11 protein-coding genes, 2 tRNA genes and 1 riboswitch are annotated in these 17,097 nt (G+C 73.4%); of the genes, 5 read left to right on the top strand and 8 right to left on the bottom strand.

Annotated elements, in window-relative coordinates; translation table 11 throughout:
- Together CCN42_RS10900 and CCN42_RS10895 are read right to left on the bottom strand one after the other, a co-directional pair.
- A partial coding sequence (locus CCN42_RS10900) for an AfsR/SARP family transcriptional regulator (RefSeq protein WP_211294674.1) occupies positions 1–464 on the bottom strand: 464 nt, incomplete at its 3' end.
- Between the two features lie 208 nt (positions 465–672).
- Positions 673–2,772 carry an asparagine synthase-related protein gene (locus CCN42_RS10895; protein ID WP_086734952.1) on the bottom strand — a complete coding sequence of 700 codons (2,100 nt, stop codon included), beginning with the start codon at positions 2,770–2,772 and terminating at the stop codon, positions 673–675.
- Positions 2,773–3,492: 720 nt separating this feature from the next.
- Here CCN42_RS10895 and CCN42_RS10890 point away from each other — a divergent pair.
- From CCN42_RS10890 to CCN42_RS10875, 4 genes are all read left to right on the top strand, one after another.
- A complete protein-coding gene (locus tag CCN42_RS10890; RefSeq protein WP_086734950.1) occupies positions 3,493–4,917 on the top strand; it encodes an NsdA family TPR-like regulatory protein in 1,425 nt (474 codons plus the stop codon).
- Between the two features lie 138 nt (positions 4,918–5,055).
- A complete protein-coding gene (gene lhgO, locus CCN42_RS10885) occupies positions 5,056–6,264 on the top strand; it encodes an L-2-hydroxyglutarate oxidase (RefSeq protein WP_422641155.1) in 1,209 nt (402 codons plus the stop codon).
- A 50-nt stretch (positions 6,265–6,314) separates the two neighbouring features.
- Positions 6,315–7,127 carry a tRNA (guanosine(46)-N7)-methyltransferase TrmB gene (trmB, locus tag CCN42_RS10880; protein ID WP_086734946.1) on the top strand — a complete coding sequence of 271 codons (813 nt, stop codon included), beginning with the start codon at positions 6,315–6,317 and terminating at the stop codon, positions 7,125–7,127.
- Between the two features lie 40 nt (positions 7,128–7,167).
- The gene (locus CCN42_RS10875; protein WP_086734944.1) at positions 7,168–8,547 is read left to right on the top strand and encodes a PrsW family intramembrane metalloprotease; all 1,380 of its coding nucleotides are present in this window, start codon (positions 7,168–7,170) and stop codon (positions 8,545–8,547) included.
- A gap of 37 nt (positions 8,548–8,584) precedes the next feature.
- On the opposite strand, the gene CCN42_RS10870 is transcribed toward CCN42_RS10875, so the two are convergent.
- From CCN42_RS10870 to CCN42_RS10860, 3 genes are all read right to left on the bottom strand, one after another.
- Entirely contained in the window at positions 8,585–9,529 is a 945-nt protein-coding gene (locus CCN42_RS10870; RefSeq protein ID WP_086734942.1) for an aldo/keto reductase, read from the bottom strand.
- A gap of 97 nt (positions 9,530–9,626) precedes the next feature.
- Complete coding sequence (locus CCN42_RS10865) at positions 9,627–10,670, bottom strand: M23 family metallopeptidase (RefSeq protein WP_086734940.1); 1,044 nt, start codon at positions 10,668–10,670, stop codon at positions 9,627–9,629.
- Positions 10,671–10,681: 11 nt separating this feature from the next.
- Positions 10,682–10,839, bottom strand: a riboswitch (cyclic di-AMP (ydaO/yuaA leader).
- Between the two features lie 299 nt (positions 10,840–11,138).
- Positions 11,139–11,212, bottom strand: a tRNA-Met gene (locus CCN42_RS10860).
- A gap of 141 nt (positions 11,213–11,353) precedes the next feature.
- On the opposite strand from CCN42_RS10860, the gene CCN42_RS10855 reads away from it, so the two are divergent.
- The gene (locus CCN42_RS10855) at positions 11,354–12,490 is read left to right on the top strand and encodes a dihydrofolate reductase family protein (protein ID WP_086734938.1); all 1,137 of its coding nucleotides are present in this window, start codon (positions 11,354–11,356) and stop codon (positions 12,488–12,490) included.
- A 58-nt stretch (positions 12,491–12,548) separates the two neighbouring features.
- Here CCN42_RS10855 and CCN42_RS10850 read toward each other — a convergent pair.
- From CCN42_RS10850 to CCN42_RS10840, 3 genes are all read right to left on the bottom strand, one after another.
- Positions 12,549–12,621 (bottom strand) — tRNA-Lys (locus CCN42_RS10850).
- A 111-nt stretch (positions 12,622–12,732) separates the two neighbouring features.
- Positions 12,733–14,244: an amino acid permease gene (locus tag CCN42_RS10845; RefSeq protein ID WP_086734936.1), complete on the bottom strand. Its 1,512-nt coding sequence runs from the start codon at positions 14,242–14,244 to the stop codon at positions 12,733–12,735.
- Positions 14,245–14,369: 125 nt separating this feature from the next.
- Positions 14,370–16,598, bottom strand: coding sequence for a DEAD/DEAH box helicase (locus CCN42_RS10840; protein ID WP_086734934.1), 2,229 nt, complete (start codon positions 16,596–16,598; stop codon positions 14,370–14,372).
- Positions 16,599–17,097 lie beyond the last annotated feature (499 nt).

Below are 17,097 nucleotides of genomic sequence, written 5' to 3'. Positions count from 1 at the left end.
GACCTCCCGGACCGCAGCGCCTCCGGGCGGGCGGCGGCGGTGCGGTCCGGGAGGTCGGCGAGGGCGGGGCCGCGCCACAGGGCGAGGGCGTCGGCCAGGTCGCGGGCGGCGGCGGCCGGCTCGCCGCGGTCCAGGGCGGCGATGCCCTGCCGGACGAGCCGTTCGAAGACGAACAGGTCGACGTCGTCCCGGTCGGCGGCGAGCCGGTAGCCGCCGGGCTCGGAGACCACGGCCTCCCTGCCGACGGCGCGGCGCAGCCGCCCGACCAGCGCCTGGAGTGCGGCTTGGGCGTCCTGCGGCGGGTCGTCCGCCCAGACGTCGTCGATCAGGTCCGCGGGAGCGGTGACCCGCCCGGCCCGCGCGGCAAGCGCGGCGAGCAGGGCACGCACGCGTGGCCCCCCGACGGACACGACTCCGCCCTGCCCGTCCTCCGCCTGGCTGACCCCCAGGATTCTGTACCGCACCGGGTCATTGTCGCCGGGGTGACGGTGGCGGGGCGGGCGCCCTGCGGGAGAGCGCGGTCCGTGGGTGAGCACGCCCCGCGGGATGACCTGCGTGCCGTAGGAAGGCACGCCCCCTGGGAGAGCGCGCCCCGCGGGACAGCACCCCCGTGGCAGTCCCTCCCCGCCACGGGCCTGGACGCGCAAGTGGCGCACGCGTGCGGAAGGCCCTCTACGCCCGCCGTACCGTGGCTCCCGCCCCCAGCGCCCCCCGCTGCGGGACGATCCCCGCCGGGACCGCACGCGCGCGGGCGGGGGTGCCGGTCCAGCAGGTGCCTCGGCGGGCGAGGAGGCGACGGAGCCAGAGTTCCAGGGAGACCAGGTCGGCGAGGCCGTCCAGGGGCAGCGGCTCGCCCTCGGCGGCGCTGCGCACCGCCTTGCGGACGACGCGGGCCTCGACCAGGCCCGCCTGCGCCAGCAGCGGGGTGTCGAAGAGGCCCATCAGGGAGTCGGTCGCGACGCGCAGTCCGGTGCGGGCGGCGGCGGCCGCAGGAGCCTGGGAGGTGGCGCCCCAGCCGGGTGGCAGTTCGGTGACTCCGGCGCCGGTCAGCACGGTGCGCAGGATCGCGGCGCGCGCCCCGGGCTGCACCCGCAGCGCCTCGGGCAGCTCGCGGCAGGCGCGGACGACCTGGTTGTCCAGGAAGGGCGTGTGCAGGCGCTGGAAGCGGATCTCGGCGGCCTGCTCGAGGACGCGGACGTCGGCGGCGGTGCGGGCGAGGGCCGCGCGGGCGCGGAAGTCGCCGGGGCGGCGGTCGGGGCCGACGGCGGTCCGCTGGATCGCGGTCTGGAGCCGAACCGATACTTCAGCGAGTGCCTCCCCGGTCAGCCAGCGCGCGGCGGGACCGGGTCTGGCCCAGGTGAGCGCCGCGAGGGACGCCCCGGTGGCGCCTCCGGGTTCCTCGAAGCAGCGCTCCATGAGCTGTCCGGCGAGGTTCTCGACGCCCGCGCGGTAGGGCGTCCGGGCGAGGCGGCGGGCCGCGGCGTACACGCGCGCGGGGACCAGTACCGAGCCGTCCGCCTTCGCCAGCGCGGCCACCGGGCGCACCAGGTGCCGGCGCCGGCGGTCCATCAGGAGGTCGGCGAGCCGGGCGGGGTGGGCGTCGAGGACCTGGCGGGCGCCGTAGCCGGTGAGGTGGTCGGCGCTGCCCGCGGCGAGCCGGGCACGGTGCCGGGCGGCGGTCACCAGGCAGGAGCTGGGCTCGTCGGTCAGCGGGCCGTCCAGTTCGGCGTACGGCAGGGTCTCCTCGCCGCCGGTGACCACGACGTGGTGCAGCCGGGGCCCGGCGGCGAGCGCGCCGGCCCGTTCCAGTTCGGCCTCCCGGCCGCCGACGGCCAGGTCGTTGAAGGTGACGGCGAGCAGCCGTTCCCCGGCGCCGGTGCCGTGCCCGAGGACGGTGCCCGGCATCCCGGGCAGGCCCGCGGCGAGCAGGGCGAGGGTCGCCGAGGCGGGGCCGCCGGAGAGGTCGGCGCCGATGCCCGGAACCGGCATCCCGCGCGCGGCGCGCCGTTCCGCCGGGCCCATGCCGGGGACGGGCCCGGGGTCGATGCCGGAGCCGGGGACGTGCCGTGGTGCGGAGAGCCGGGTCCGTACCGCTTCCACCAGGGCGTCGCGTACGGCGTCCACCGCGCGGCCGGGGTCGGCGGGGGGCGCGGCCACCGCCAGGGAGGCGACCTGCTCGTACCCGGCGATCTCGCGCGCCCCGGCGCGAAGGATCAGCGCGTGCCCCGGGGGGATGCGCCGTACGCCGTCGTACGGGGTGGACTCGTGCACCGCGGCCGGGACGTCCGGGGCGGCCAGCAGCGCGGCGAGGTGGCCGAAGTCGAGGTTGGCCTCGATGAGGTCGGCGAGCGGGAGCGCGGCGGTGGCGTAGGCGGTGCCGCCGGCCCAGGGGGCGTGGAAGACGGGACGGGCGCCCGCGAGGTCGCCGCAGACGGTGACGCGGCGCCCGACCTGGACGACGGCCGTGTAGCTGCCCGGCCAGGCGGTCAGATGCCGCAGTGCGCCGCCGCGCGCCGCGAAGAGCCCGACCCGCAGTTGTTCGTCGCTGGCGCCGCAGGTGCCGAGGACGGCGATCCGGGTCTGCGGGTCGGCGGTGACCACGCGCACCTCGTCGGGGCGCCAGTCGCCGACCGCCCACAGCGGGTCGGGGTCGCCCCACAGGAGCTGGCTGCCGACCGGGTGGAGGGTCTCGCCGTCGTATCCGGTGGCGCCCGCCGTGCCGATGCGGGCGGCGCCCGCGGCGGTGCTGCTCCACCCCACCAACCACCGCATCGACGCCTCCACAAGCTGTGGACAACCAGTGCACCGCAGGAACCGGTCACCATGCTGCCACGAAGGACGCGCCGGGGAACGTCGGCGGAGCCGCTGATGACCCCGTGAATGCGCCCCACGCGCCCTGGCATGCGCCCCGGGCAAAGGCCCGCCGACCTCAACGCCCGCCCTGGATACGGAGATTGCGAAACCACGTCGACGCGAATGCGCCCCCGATACGCCCCCTGAAAACCCCCAACGCGCCCTCAAATCACATGGTCGCCGGGGAGATCACGGCTCGACCACGGGGGCGACTTTCGGCCATTCCAAGACCACGAGATGCTCCCGCCGCCCGCGCCGCGCACGCTCCGTACAGGCTCTGCGCATCACCGAACGGGCGCACGGCCCGGGAAACGGGACTCGCCCCCCGGGCCGGACCGCCGCCCGCGGGGATGTGAGGCGGCGGTGTCCCCCAGCCCACTGGCAGTACAGCGGGCCGACCCACGCAGAAGCCATGGAACCGCTCCCGGCATGGCCGGAGAAGAGCGCACACACAGGCGCACGGCCACACAACGGGAGCACGCCGCAACGGTGCGTAAAGGGCCCGTGCTCCCGTACGGACCACAATCCCGCCATCCGGAACAATGCCCCTTAACGCTTGGGATGCGGCGAACTACGCTGGGTTTACGAATGCCGCGTGGTTATGCCAGTACGGCAGCCGTCTGTGTCGAGGGGTGGCGCATGTCCAGGGAGCAACGCGGGCCGAACGAAAAACTCGGCGCCGTTCTCGCCCTCGCGGGAATCAGCAACGCGGGACTCGCACGACGCGTCAACGACCTGGGCGCGCAGCGCGGGTTGACGCTCCGGTACGACAAGACGTCGGTGGCCCGCTGGGTGTCCAAGGGCATGGTCCCGCAGGGTGCCGCACCGCACCTCATCGCGGCGGCCATCGGCCAGAAGCTGGGCCGACCGGTGCCGCTGCACGAGATCGGCCTGGCGGACGCGGACCCCGCGCCCGAGGTCGGCCTCGCCTTCCCCCGGGACGTCGGCCAGGCGGTGAAGTCCGCGACCGAGCTGTACCGCCTCGACCTCGCCGGGCGCCGCGCCGGCTCCGGCGGCATCTGGCAGTCCCTCGCCGGCTCGTTCGCGGTGAGCGCCTACGCGACGCCCGCCTCACGGTGGCTGATAACCCCGGCCGACAGCTCGGTGGCGCGCGAGGCGAGCCCCGCGGAGGGCTCCGGCGCACCGATCAAAGTCGGCCACAGCGATGTGCGGAAGCTGCGCGAGGCCGCCGAGGACGCCCGGCGCTGGGACTCCAAGTACGGCGGCGGCGACTGGCGTTCGTCCATGGTCCCCGAGTGCCTGCGCGTCGAGGCCGCCCCGCTCCTGCTGGGCTCCTACTCCGACGAGGTCGGACGCGCCCTGTTCGGGGCCAGCGCCGAACTCACCCGCCTCGCGGGCTGGATGGCCTTCGACACCGGTCAGCAGGAGGCCGCCCAGCGCTACTACATCCAGGCCCTGCGCCTGGCCCGCGCGGCGGCGGACGTCCCCCTGGGGGGCTATGTCCTGGCGTCGATGTCGCTGCAGGCCACCTACCGGGGCTTCGGCGACGAGGGCGTGGACCTCGCCCAGGCCGCCCTGGAACGCAACCGGGGCCTGGCCACGGCCCGCACCATGAGCTTCTTCCGGCTGGTCGAGGCACGGGCCCACGCGCGCGCGGGAGACGCCCAGGCGGCCGGTGCGGCCCTGAAGGCGGCCGAGAGCTGGCTGGAGCGCGCCCGCCCCGGCGACCACGACCCGTCCTGGCTCGCCTTCTACTCCTACGACCGCTTCGCCGCCGACGCGGCCGAGTGCTACCGCGACCTGAAGGCACCCCGCCAGGTCCGCCGCTTCACCGAGCAGGCCCTCTCGCAGCCCACCGAGGAGTTCGTCCGTTCGCACGGACTGCGGCTGCTCGTCGGCGCGGTCGCCGAACTGGAGTCCGGCAATCTGGACGCGGCCTGCGCGCAGGGCGTCCGCGCGGTGGAGGTCGCCGGCCGGATATCGTCCGCGCGGACCACGGAGTACGTGAGGGACCTGCTGCACCGCCTGGAGCCGTACGGCGACGAGCCGCGCGTCGTGGAGCTGCGCGAGCGGGCCCGCCCGCTGCTCATGGCCCCGGCGTGATCCCTGCGCGACCCCGGCATGATCCTCGCGTGACCCCGGGACGATCCCGGGACACTCCGGGCCCGACGACGGCCGCCTCCCGGGTTTGAGGGCATTGTCAGTGGCGCAGTGCACTATCGGAACCGGGAGGTGGAGCAGGTGCGGAAGATCGCCTACGACTGTGACGTGCTGGTGATCGGCGGCGGGATCGTCGGCCTGTCGACGGCGTACGCGATCACGCGCCGGGCGCCGGGCACGCAGGTCATGGTGCTGGAGAAGGAACCGGGCCCGGCCCGCCACCAGACCGGCCGCAACAGCGGCGTCATCCACAGCGGCATCTACTACCGCCCCGGCTCCCTCAAGGCGCGGTACGCGGTCCGCGGCGCCGCCGAGCTGGTCAAGTTCTGCGCCGAGTACGACATCGCGCACGCCGTCACCGGCAAGCTGATCGTCGCCACCGACCGGGACGAGCTGCCCCGCCTGCACGCCCTGGTGCAGCGCGGCCGGGAGAACGGCATTCCGGTGCGCGAGCTGGGCGCGGCCCAGATCTCCGAGTACGAGCCGCAGGTGCGGGGCCTGGCCGCCATACACGTCGGCACCACCGGCATCTGCGACTACGTGGGCGTCGCCCGCCGCCTGGCCGCCGCCTCCGGCGCGGAGATCCGGTACGGGGCCCGGGTCGTACGGGTGGACCGCCGCCCCGAGCTGGGCGTGGCCGTGGAGACGGCCGACGGGGCGGTCGTGCGGGCCCGGATGCTGGTGAACTGTGCCGGGCTGTACTGCGACGAGGTCGCGCGGCTGACCGGCGACGACCCCGGGATGCGGATCGTCCCCTTCCGCGGTGAGTACTACGACCTGCGGCGGCCCGAGCTGGTCAACGGGCTGGTCTATCCCGTCCCCGACCCGGCCTTCCCCTTCCTCGGCGTCCACCTCACCCGGGGCATCGACGGCAGCGTCCACATCGGACCCAACGCGGTGCCCGCACTGGCCCGCGAGGGGTACGGCTGGGGCATCGTCCGGCCCGGCGAGCTGGGCCGCACCCTGAGCTGGCCCGGCGCCTGGCAGCTGGCGCGGCGGCACTGGCGCTACGGGGCGGGGGAGCTGCGGCGGTCGGTGTCCAAGGGGGCGTTCACCGAGGCCGTACGAAGACTGCTGCCCGCGGTGACCGAGGAGGACCTGGAGCCGGCGGCCGCCGGGGTACGGGCGCAGGCGGTGCTGCGGGACGGGACGCTGGTGGACGACTTCCTGATCCGCGAGGGGGCCCGGGCGGTGCATGTGCTGAACGCGCCGTCCCCGGCGGCGACGGCGTCGCTGCCCATCGGGCGGGAGGTGGCTCGGAGGGTGCTGGACGTCCTGGCGGGCGGGTGAAGGGAGGGAGCGGTGCAAGCCGCGCAGCAGCCCGTAAACTCGGATCCACTGTGTCTGACTCCCTGAACTCCTCCGCCTCCCGCCACCCCGGCCGTCCCAAGGGCGCGCCCCGGTTTCCCGAGGGGCCGCAGGCCGATCCCGCCGGGTCGCACTTCGAGCGGCGGATCCGGAGTTTTCAGCCGCGGCGGAGCCGGGTGACCGCGGGGCAGGCGGACGCGCTGAAGCGGCTGTGGCCGAAGTGGGGGTTCGACATCGACGGCGGCCGGGTGATCGACCTCGGCGAGCTGTTCGGCAATGACAACCCCGTCGTCCTGGAGATCGGCTTCGGCATGGGCGAGGCCACCGCCCAGATGGCCGCCGCCGACCCCGGCACCAACATCCTCGCGGTCGACGTGCACACCCCCGGCCAGGGAAACCTGCTGAACCTCGCCGACCGGGGCGGACTGACCAACATCCGGGTCGGCAACGGCGACGCCATCATCCTGCTCCGCGAGATGCTGGCCCCGGACGCGCTGGGCGGTCTGCGGGTGTTCTTCCCGGACCCCTGGCCGAAGAAGCGCCACCACAAGCGGCGCCTCATCCAGCCGGAGTTCCTGAGCCTCGCCGCGACCCGGCTGCGGCCCGGCGCGATCCTGCACTGCGCCACCGACTGGGAGCCGTACGCGGAGCAGATGCTCGAGGTCCTCACCGCGCACCCGGACTTCGTGAACACCCAGGCCGACGGGGGTTTCGCGCCCCGCCCCGAGTTCCGTCCGCTGACCCGTTTCGAGGGCCAGGGACTGGACAAGGGTCATGTCGTGAACGACCTGCTCTTCCGCCGCGTACCACACACAACGTCAGCTCAGCCCCCCGCCGACGCCTGATCCACCGCGGGCGGCTCCGTCCCTCGTTAGGGTCCATGCCGTGGCCAGCAGTCCCCCGTATCCCACGCCTCCCGGCTTTCCCGCTCCCGGGGCGGCCCGGCCCGCTCACTGGTGGCGACGCCCCTGGGTGCGCTACGGCGCGCTCATCACCCTGCTCGCCCTCTCCGGGCTCGTCATCCTGGCGCTGGTCCGCGAGGAGACCGGCACCGAGGGCTTCCTGGTCGGACTGGGCCTCGCGGTCCTGCCCGTCCCACTGCTCATAGCCGCGTTCCGCTGGCTGGACCGGGTGGAGCCGGGCCCCTGGCGGAACCTGCTGTTCGCGTTCGCGTGGGGCGCCTGCGCCGCGGCGCTGATCGCGATCGTCGCCAACAGTTTCGCGACGCGCTGGATAGCGACGGCCACCGCCGACCCGGCGAGCGCGGACACCCTCGGCGCGACGGTGATAGCCCCGGTCGTGGAGGAGTCCGCGAAGGCCGCGGCGATCCTGCTGCTCTTCCTGTTCCGCAGACGGGACTTCACCGGCATCGTCGACGGCGTGGTGATAGCCGGGGTGACCGCGACCGGGTTCGCGTTCACCGAGAACATCCTCTACCTCGGCACCGCCTTCGGCACCGACCAGATGCACGGCGACAGCGGCATCGCCTCCGTCACCGCCGCCACCTTCTTCGTGCGCGTCGTGATGTCCCCGTTCGCGCACCCCCTGTTCACCGTCCTCACCGGCATCGGCTTCGGCATCGCCGCCCTGTCCGGGGACCGCCGGCGGCTGCGCCGGGTGCTGCTGCCGCTGTCGGGGCTGCTGCTCGCGATGGGCATGCACGCCTTCTGGAACGGCTCGGCGACCTTCGGCGAGTACGGGTTCTTCGCGGTCTACGGCGCCTTCATGGTGCCCGCGTTCGGGATCCTGACCTGGCTGGTGATCTGGACGCGGCAGCGGGAGCTGCGCACCGTCCGCGAGGAGCTGCCCCCGTACGTGGCCGCGGGCTGGCTCGGCCCGGCGGAGCCCTTCGCGCTCGGCTCGATGCGGGCCCGCCGGCTGGCCCGCGAGTACGCCGGGCACCATCTCGGCAGAGCGGCCTCCCGCGCGGTCGGCGAGTACGAGGCGTACGCGACGTCGCTGGCGTTCCTCCGGCACCGGGGACGGCTCGGCCGGGCGGGCACGGACTTCCTCGCCCGGGAACGGGAGCTGCTGCACGAGCTGTGGCGCCGCCGGGAGGCGGCCCGCCCGGCCCTGGAGTACGCCGCCCGGGTGACGGCGCCTGTGGTGCCGGTGATGATGCCGTGGCCGGCCCATGGCCCGGCGGTGCCGCACCCCGCGCACCGGTCGCCGTATCCCGCGCACCGGATGCCGTATCCCGCGCAGCCGTCGCCGTTCGCCGCGCACCCGGCGCCGTACCCGGCCTACAACCCGTACCGGACCTGACGCCCCCGGGCCGCGCCCGCGCGCGCCCTGCTTGGCGTCAGGCCGAGGCCTCGCCCAGCCGCGCCAGCTCCTCCTCCGTCAGCCGCAGTTCGGCGACGCCCAGCAGTGCCGGAAGCTGGTCGGGCGTGCGCGCGGAGGCGATCGGCGCGGCCACCGTCGGCTGCGCGGCGAGCCAGGCCAGGGCGACGGTGGCGACGGGCACGCCGTGCGCGGCGGCGACGGCGTCGAGCGCGTCGAGCACCCGCCGGCCGCGCTCGCTGTCGAGGTGCTTGCCGGCCCCGGCCGCCCGGGCGCTGTCCACGGCCGCACCCGGGCGGTACTTGCCGGTCAGGAAGCCGGAGGCCAGCGCGAAGTAGGGCACCGCGGCGAGACCGGCCCGCGCGGCCACGTCCTGGAGTTCGCCCTCGTACGTGTCCCGGGAGACCAGGTTGTAGTGCGGCTGGAGCGCGACGTACCGCGCCAGCCCCTCCCGGTCGGAGAACTCCAGCGAGGCCCGCAGCCGTTCGGGCGAGATGTTGGAGGCGGCGATGTGGCGCACCTTGCCCGCCCTGACCAGCTCGTCGAGCGCGCCGATGATCTCCTCGACCGGCACCTCGGGCTTGTCGAAGTGGGTGTAGTAGAGGTCGATGCGGTCGGTGCCGAGGCGGCGCAGGGAGGCGTCGGCGGCGGCCTTGATGTTCGCGGCGCTCAGACCCGGGTACTCGGGGTGCTGGCTGACCTTGGTCGCGAGGACCACGTCGTCCCGGTTGCCCCGGGCCTTCAGCCAGGCGCCGATGATGGTCTCGGACTCGCCGCCGGAGTTGCCGTCGGCCCAGGCGGAGTAGGAGTCGGCGGTGTCGACGAAGTTGCCGCCCGCGGCGGTGTAGGCGTCGAGGACGGCGAACGACTGGTCCTGGTCGGCGGTCCAGCCGAAGACGTTGCCGCCGAGGGAGAGCGGGAAGACCTCGAGATCGGAGGAGCCGAGCTTGCGCAGAGACGTCATGCCCGGTGTCAACGCGGCACGGGGAACCGGATATTCCGCGGACCGGCAGCCCTGACGGCGGGGGGTGTGCCGTCAGGACCGCCGGGGCTCGGCGAGGTCAGGGAGTGAGGCCCTTGTCGCGCAGCCAGGCCAGCGGGTCGACGCCGCCGCCCCCGGGCGTCTTGACCTCCAGGTGCAGGTGCGGCCCGGTCACGTTGCCGGTCGCGCCCACGCGCCCGATGACGTCCCCGGTGCTGACCTTCTGGCCGACGCTGACGTTGATCGACGACTGGTGGGCGTAGAGGATCTCGGTGCCGTCGTCCAGGGTGAGGACGGTCTTGTAGCCGTAGGCGCCGCCCCAGCCGGCCTCGGTGATGGTGCCGGAGTGCACCGCCTTGATGAGGGTGCCGGTGGGCGCGGCGAAGTCGGCGCCCGTGTGGTAGCCGGAGGACCACATGGAACCGGCCTGGCCGAACTGCGAGGTGATGGTGTACGAGGAGGTCGGCAGCGTGTACTGCCTGGCCAGCTCGGCCAGCCGCTCGGCCTCGGCCTTCTTGCGGGCCTCCTCCTCCGCCTTCTTCTTCTCGGCGGCGGCCTTGGCCTCGGCCTCCTTCTCCGCCTTGGCGGCGGCCTCCGCGGCGGCCTTCTCGGCGGCGGCCAGCGCCTTGGCGGCGGCCTTGGCCTCGGCCTGGTCCTGCTGCTGCTCGGCCTGCGCCATGATGCGGGCGCGCAGCGCCTCGCCGGCGTCGGCGGTGCCCTGCTCGGTCTCCACGGCGGTGACGCCGATGCCGCTCAGCGGGGCGGCGGCGGTCTCGGTCGCCTCCGCCTCGGTGTCGTCGGAGATGAGCGAGCCGACGTTCGGCAGGTCGGGCATGGAGATGGAGACCGGCGGCTTGCCGGTCTGCGCGGTGGCCATGCCGCCCGCGCCGACGGCGGCTATGACTCCGACGCCGAGCACGGTGGAGCTGCGGGCGAGTCCGCCGCGCTGCTTGGCGACGCGGTGCCGGCCGCGTACGGGGCGAATGGATTCCGCGGTGGGGTTCCATTCCTCCCACGGGCCCTCGTCGGTGCGCTGACCGCCGTAGACAAAGGTGTCGGCGGGGTCTTCGGTGCGCTGGCCGGGCACGTACGGGGCCCCTGGGGCAGGCCGGTTGGACGCCACGTGGGCGTACTCCTTTCCTTCCTTCTCGCCTACCGGGTTAGCTGACGGGTTCGGAGCAGGAAGGTCTCCTACGCGCGTAAACCAGCCGTGCGGACACGACTCCTTACGCGCGATTCACCCCAAAGTGGTGGTTCCCCGGTTCCCTCACGGGATTCGGCGCGTGCGCACGGAGCCGCCTCTTGTGACGGCTGGGACGACCGCGCTGCGTTATCGGACGTTAATAGAACCGAGGGGTGATTTCCAAGCCGTTCAGCTTGATCATTACGGTCTCATGGGGGGATGTAGGCCCCACGGGTGGTGAAAAGCGGGCGAGTTGACCCCTCATCAGCACCACGTCAGCAGCGTCCCCGTTTTTGACGGTGACTCAGATGTTATGCGGAGGGGGTTCGACCGGTCACCGGCCGTGACGGCCCGGGAAACACTCAGGGCCGGAATCCGTTGTCATGGATTCCGGCCCTGAGCCTTCAGTAGCGGGGACAGGATTTGAACCTGCGACCTCTGGGTTATGAGCCCAGCGAGCTACCGAGCTGCTCCACCCCGCGTCGTTGACTCAAGTGTACGCCATGTTCGGGGCGCTCCGCGCCACGGTCTCCCGGCGGCCGGGATGAAGTAATAAGGAGGTCGGCGCGGAAGCCCCACCAGCGTCCCGCCATGTCCCCGCCGCCCCCCAGATCGGTGTGCCGATGCCCTGTCCGTACGTCCTGCTCTCCGCCGCCGTCTCCCTCGACGGATACCTGGACGACACCGGCCCCGAGCGCCTCCTCCTCTCCGGCGCCGCCGACTTCGACCGGGTCGACGAGGTCCGGGCGTCCGTCGACGCGATCCTCGTCGGCGCCGGCACGATCCGCACCGACAACCCCCGGCTCCTGGTGAACTCCCCCGAGCGCCGCGCGGCCCGCACGGCGGCCGGGAAACCGGAGTACCCCCTGAAGGTCACGGTCAGCGGAACCGGCGAACTGGACCCCGGGGCCCAGTTCTGGCACACCGGCGGGGAGAAGATCGTCTACACCACCCCGGCGGGCGCCGATCGCCTGCGCGCGGCCGGCATCGCGGACACGGCGGAGGTGGTCCCCCTGCCCGGCGACTGGGACTGGCGCACGGTCCTGGCGGACCTGCACGACGTACGGGGCGTACGGCGGCTCATGGTCGAGGGCGGCGGCCAGGTCCACACCCAGCTGCTCCAGCAGGGCCTGGCCGACGAACTCCAGCTCGCCCTGGCCCCCCTCTTCGTCGGCGCCCCGGACGCCCCGCGCCTCTTCGGCCCCGGCCGCTACCAGCCGGGCCGCCTCCGCCTGGTGGAGACCCGCCCGGTGGGCGACGTGGTCCTGATGCGCTACGAGCCGACGGCCCCCGGCACGGGCTCCGTCCCGTCCGCGGCCGACCACCACTGGCTGGCCCTCGCCTGCGAGCTGGCGGCGCAGTGCCCCCCGTCCTCCTCCGCCTTCAGCGTCGGCGCGGTGGTGGTCGCCGCCGACGGCACGGAACTGGCCCGCGGTCACTCCCGGGAGGGCGGCGACCCGGTCGTCCACGCGGAGGAGGCGGCGCTGGCGAAGATCGACCCCGCGGACCCGCGCCTGTCCGGCGCCACCGTCTACTCCAGCCTGGAGCCCTGCACCCACCGCGCCTCCCGGCCCCGCCCCTGCGCCCGTCTGATCCTGGACGCGGGCGTGCGCAGGGTCGTGACGGCGTGGCGGGAGCCGGACACGTTCGTGGCCGGGGCGGACGGAGCGGGGGCCCTGACGGCGGCGGGAGCGGACGTGGTGGTCCTCCCGGAGCACGCGGGGACGGCGCAGGCCCCGAACCGCCATCTGCTGCCCTGACGGGGCGGAGACGCGCACGCCCCCGGCTCAAGTGAGGTCTGAGCCGGGGGCGTTCCGGTAGGCCCTGTGGGACTCGAACCCACAACCAATGGATTAAAAGTCCACTGCTCTGCCAATTGAGCTAAGGGCCCAGGCGTTGCTCGCCACCCCGAGCATAGCCGGATCGGGCCGTGTCTCCGATCGGGTATCGGGGACACGGCGTGGCCGGGTGGTGCGTGGCGGGGGCAGAACCGGCGCGGATTCTACGAATCGGCGGTTTCCGGAACCACCGCCCGGTCCCGCTCCGCCCGCAGGAACCAGTGGCGTGCCGAGGCCAGCCACCAGCTCGCGGCGAAGCCCAGCACCACCAGCACGGCGACCGGTGCGTAGTTGAAGGTCTCCCAGGTGACCGGCGACACCTGCGGCAGCATGAACAGGACGGTGATCACACCGACCCAGCCGACCGCCACCACGCCGATGGCCCGGGACCAGCGGCCGAGGTGCCAGGGCCCGCGTTCGAAGGCCTCGCCCCTGCGCAGCCGGAGCAGGGTGGGGATGACGTAGGCGATGTAGAGCCCGATGACGGCGATCGAGGTCACCGCCGCGTAGGCCGTGACGTTGATCAGGTACGGCAGTCCGAGGGCCAGGGCCCCGCCCGCCGCCAGCCAGACCGCCGCCACGGGCGTGCGGGTGCGCGGGCTGACCGTGTACCACACGCGGGAGAAGGGCAGCGCGCCGTCGCGGGAGAAGGCGTAGATCATGCGGCTGTTGGCGGTGACCGACGCCATCCCGCAGAACAGCTGTGCCCCGATCACCACGAGCAGCAGCAGCTTCCCGGCCGTCACGCCCAGCGCGTCGAGCAGGATCTGCGCGGGCGGGGCGCCGGTCGGCGAGGTGAGGGCGCCCTCGTAGGACTGGATGGCGAAGGTGAAGCCGAGCAGGAGCACGAATCCGGCGATCCACGAGGTCCAGATCGACCGGACGATCCCCTTCGGCCCGGCCGTCGACGCGTCGTGCGTCTCCTCGGTCATGTGCGCGGAGGCGTCGTAGCCGGTGAAGGTGTACTGGGCCATCAGCAGCCCCAGCAGCACCACGTACGCCCCGCTGCCCCACCCGGTGTTGTTCACGAACTCGCCGAAGACGAAGGACGCCGGCTGGTGACGGTCCGGCACCAGGGCCAGGGCGCCGACGATCACCGCCACGCCCAGCACATGCCACCACACGCTCACGCTGTTCAGCAGCGCGACGACCCGGACGCCGAAGGTGTTCAGCAGGCCGTGCAGCAGCAGGATCGCCGCGAACAGCAGGATCGTCCGCCCGGGGGTGACCTCCCAGCCGAACTCCAGGTTCAGATACGCCCCGAGGAACGACGCCGCCCCGAAGTCGATCCCGGCGGTCACCGCCACCTGGCCCAGCACGTTGAACCACCCCGTGAACCAGGCCCAGGCCGCCGCGCTGCGCGCCGGGGCCAGCCGGTGCGCCCAGAAGTACAGCCCCGCCGAGGTGGGATACGCCGAACAGATCTCCGCCATCGCCAGCCCGACGAACAGTGTCATCAGACCTACGGCCACCCAGCCCCAGGTGATCACCGCGGGGCCGCCGGTGTTCATCCCGAACAGGTAGAGCGTCAGGCAGCCCGACAGGACGGAGATGATCGTGAAGGAGACCGCGTAGTTGGAGAACGCCGACATACGGCGAGCGAGAACCTGCGTATAGCCGAGCTGGGCCAGCCGCTCTTCGTCCGACAGCCCACCCGCACCGGGGTTGTGTGTCATGCCCCCAGCGATTCCCTCACCGAGGGCGTGACATGCGTCACAGGCCGACTTCGACGGAGATGAACGAAGGGCCCGTACGACCGGAGTCGTACGGGCCCTCAGTTGCTCAGCTGCGGTGCTGCGTGTCAGCCGTTGCGCTTCCAGCGCGGCTTGTCCTCGCGGCGGCCGAAGGAGCCGCCGCTGCGGTGGTCGTCACGGCGGCCGTAGGGACGCTCGTGGCCGCCGGAGCGGAAGCCGGGGCGGTCGCCCTGGCGGTCGCGGTTGAACGGGCGGTCGCTGCCACGGTGACCGGTGCGGTCGTCGCGGCGGAAGCCGCCACGCTCGCCGTCACGGCGCTCGAAGGGACGGCCACCACGGTCGTCACGGCGCTCGAAGCCGCTACGGTCGCGGTCGAACGGGCGACGGTCGTCACGGCGGTCGTCACGGCGGAAGCCACCACGGTCACCGTCACGACGGTCGTCGCGCCGGTCGTCCCGGCGGAAGCCGCCCCGCTCGCCGTCACGGCGCTCGAACGAACGGCCACCACGGTCGTCACGGCGCTCGAAGCCGCTACGGTCGCGGTCGAACGGGCGACGGTCGTCACGGCGGTCGTCACGGCGGAAGCCACCACGGTCACCGTCACGACGGTCGTCGCGCCGGTCGTCCCGGCGGAAGCCGCCCCGCTCGCCGTCACGGCGCTCGAACGAACGGCCACCACGGTCACGGTCACGGTCGCGGTCGAACGGGCGACGGTCGTCACGGCGGTCGTCACGGCGGAAGCCACCACGGTCACCGTCACGGCGCTCGGCGCGCTCCGTGCGGTCCACGTCCTGCGCGGCCGGCTGCTCCGGCACGGCCACGGCGTCCACGCGGGCCTCGGCCGGCTCGGCCACCGGGGCCTCGGCCGGCTCGTTGGCCTCGGCCACCGCGGTCTCCGGGTCCTCGCCCCGCTCGCGCGCCATGCGGGCGACGAGGCGGTCCGCCTCCTCGCGCAGCTCGGCGGCCCGGCGCTGGGCGCGCTCCAGCTGCTTGGTGAGCTGGGCGACCTCGCGCTCGGCCTGCTGGGCGGCGTGCCCGGCGGACTCCGCCTGGACCTCGGTCATGGACCGGGCACCGGTGATCTCGGCGACCTCGGGCTCGAAGGCGCCGCCGCCCTGGATGATGTGGCGCGAGGCGTCGACGCCCGCGTCCTCCATCAGGCGGAAGATCTGGCGCCGCTGGTGCGGCAGGGCCAGGGAGACGACCGTGCCGGTGCGGCCCGCGCGGGCGGTACGGCCGGCCCGGTGCAGGTAGTCCTTGTGGTCGCCGGCGGGGTCGACGTTCAGCACCAGGTCGATGCCGTCGACGTGGATGCCGCGCGCGGCGACGTCGGTCGCGACGAGCACGTTGACGTACCCGTCCTTGAAGTCCGCCAGGGTGCGCGTGCGCGCGCCCTGGGTCATGCCGCCGTGCAGCGCCTCGGCCTTGGCCCCGGCGTCGCGCAGCTGCTCGGCGACGCGGTCGGCGCCCAGCTGGGTGCGGACGAAGATGATGGTGCGGCCCTTGCGGGAGGCGATCGCGGCGGTGACCGGCGCCTTGTCCTTGGGCTTCACGATCAGGATGTGGTGCGACATGGTCGTCACCGCGCCCTGCGCCGCGTCGACCTCGTGCAGGACGGGCTCGTTCAGGTAGCGGTCGACGAGCGTCTTGATCTCGTTCTCCATCGTGGCGGAGAAGAGCATGCGCTGGCCGCCGGCCGGCACCTGGTCGAGCAGCTCGGTGACCTCGGGCAGGAAGCCCAGGTCGGACATCTGGTCGGCCTCGTCGAGGACGGAGACCTGGACGTCCTCGAGGGAGCAGGCGCCGCGGTTGATGATGTCGCGCAGCCGGCCCGGGGTGGCGACGAGGACGTCGACGCCGCGCTCCAGGGCGTAGATCTGGTTGCCCATGGACGTACCGCCGCAGACGACCTTCATCTTCAGGCCGAGTACGTCACCGTACGGCTGGAGGGCGTCGGCGACCTGCATGGCCAGCTCGCGGGTCGGGGTGAGGATGACGGCGCGGGGCCGCTTCTTCTCGGTGCGCCCGCCGGCCAGCCGGGTCAGGGTCGGCAGACCGAAGGAGAGGGTCTTGCCGGAGCCGGTGCGGCCACGGCCGAGGATGTCCTTGCCGGCCAGGGCGTCCGGGATGGTCGCGGCCTGGATCGGGAAGGGGGTGGTCACGCCGTTCTGCGCGAGCTTGCGCACGACGCCCTCGGGGAGACCGAGGTCCGCGAAGGTGACCTCGGGGGTGGTGTCCTCGACGGATTCGACGGACTCGGCGGTGACCTCGGTCACGGCCTCGTTCTCGATCTCGTTCTCGGGCATGACGGCATGGTCAGAACTGGTGATGGACATACGTCTGCGAAACCTTCCGGAGTCTCATCGGCACGCGCCCGTCAACTCCGTGATTCGCACACGACCGCCTCGATGCGGTCCGCCACGGCAAAGGAGAGTACGCGCCACACGGCGCGCTCTGTGTTGGCGCCGGGCAAATGGGATCAAACGATCTGCCACCATACGCACTCCCCACCCCGAAAGGCAAACCGCCAGCCCAGAGGCCCTAGGGGGTGTCGTCAAACTCCCGTCGTCGTCCGCAGGACGGCCCTGCGGCGTCCGGTGCGTGCTCTCGGCGCGCCGGGCGGAAGTCCGCGTACTGGGCGTACTCGGGCTTTCGTCCGGTGCGGCGAGAGTACGTGCCGGGCGTCGCGGGGCAGACGGGAGTTTGACGACACCCCCTAGAGGCCCACCTGCGTGGAAGGGTTCCGTGCGCAGTGAACCGGCCGAACATGGCCCGTCAAAGGAAAGGTGTCGGTCTGAGCAGGACCCGAAAACCCCCAGGTCAGAGGCGGTCTCC

This window comes from Streptomyces glaucescens (assembly GCF_002154375.1).
GTDB lineage: Bacteria > Actinomycetota > Actinomycetes > Streptomycetales > Streptomycetaceae > Streptomyces > Streptomyces glaucescens.
The sequence above is the reverse complement of the archived record's forward strand: the minus strand, read 5'-3'. Positions and strand labels throughout refer to the sequence as shown.